Origin of the sequence: Acuticoccus mangrovi, assembly GCF_016411865.1 — a bacterium.
In the GTDB taxonomy this organism is placed as follows: domain Bacteria; phylum Pseudomonadota; class Alphaproteobacteria; order Rhizobiales; family Amorphaceae; genus Acuticoccus; species Acuticoccus mangrovi.
Window position 1 is genome coordinate 1 of record NZ_JAEKJA010000060.1, and the last position, 1,162, is coordinate 1,162.

The window sequence follows — 1,162 nt, forward strand, 5'->3', positions numbered from 1 at the left end:
CGCTAGAGTATCCGTGTTGATCAAGCGCCGTGTTTAGCCCAGATGCGCTCGTCGCGCAGGAGGGCGTTGGCGAGGACGATCAGCTTTCGCATCAGCGCGGTGATGGCGACCTTGGCGGGCTTTCCGGCGTTGATCATACGCTGGTAGATGGCGGCGAGATCGGCATTGAAGCGGGCTGCGACGAGGGCCGGCATGTAGAGCGCTTGGCGAAGCTGCGCCCGCCCGCCGCGGATGAAGGCGCGCCCTTTCCATCGGCCGGATTGGCGGCTGACGGGAGCCAGGCCCGCGAGGCTCGCGGCTTCCTTTCCCGTCATGGTTCCAAGCTCGGGCATATCGATGATGAGGATGAAGGCCGTCACCCGCGAGATGCCAGGAATCGTCACGAGGATGTCGTAGCGCGTCTTGAGTGCGGCGCTGGCTGAGATCGCCGCCATGATCGCCTCGTCGAGAGCGAGGAGCTGGGCTTCGAGCTGCTTCAGGCGCTGTGTGGCCTGGTGCTTGAGAAGCGCGACGGTGAGCGTCTTCTGGCGGTTCAGCGTCGCCGTCCGGTCCTTCACCAATGCCTCGCGGGCGATGCGCAGCTCCCTGAGATCCTGCAGGTTCGGCTCGCATGGTGCCCGCACAGCCGGATCGACGAGCGCGCCCATTCTGGCCAAGACGATCGAATCGATCCGATCGGTCTTGGCGAGCTTGCCGATGGCCTCGGCGAAGCGGCGAACCTGGCGCGGATTCACTTTCGCGAGCGGTAGGCCCCGTTCGCCGAGCGTGCGCTCGAAGGTGCGGTGATAGGGGCCGGTCGGCTCGAACACGATGCGTGCGATGGGGCCCTTGCCGAGCCATCGCACGAACCCGGCGATCCCTCGGGCGTTGTTGGTGAAGCGGCGGCTGGCGCCGTCAGGGAGGCGATGGGCGTCGAGGTGATCTTTCGAGATGTCGACGCCGATGGTAACCTCGGTCATCTTCTCGCTGCCTTTGCTTGTCATGCGAGACCGTCCGTCTCAAGTATCCGTACAGGCCAACAGAGAAGACAGAGGCGATCAGACTCTAGCCCGGTCCTTGCGACCCGCAGTTTCCCGATCCATCCCCCGCCGCTGGGACCGGCTGCCACCGGCTCCAGCGGTTCCTTTGTGCCTCGAAGTGGCTGAAGAAGCATAAGACAAGC

Annotated in this window: 1 protein-coding gene; it reads right to left on the reverse strand. The window is 64.7% G+C overall.

Translation table 11 applies throughout. The features are described from left to right. Positions 1-20 precede the first annotated feature (20 nt). A complete protein-coding gene (locus tag JCR33_RS24665) occupies positions 21-959 on the reverse strand; it encodes an IS110 family RNA-guided transposase (RefSeq protein WP_198884802.1) in 939 nt (312 codons plus the stop codon). Positions 960-1,162: the final 203 nt, after the last annotated feature.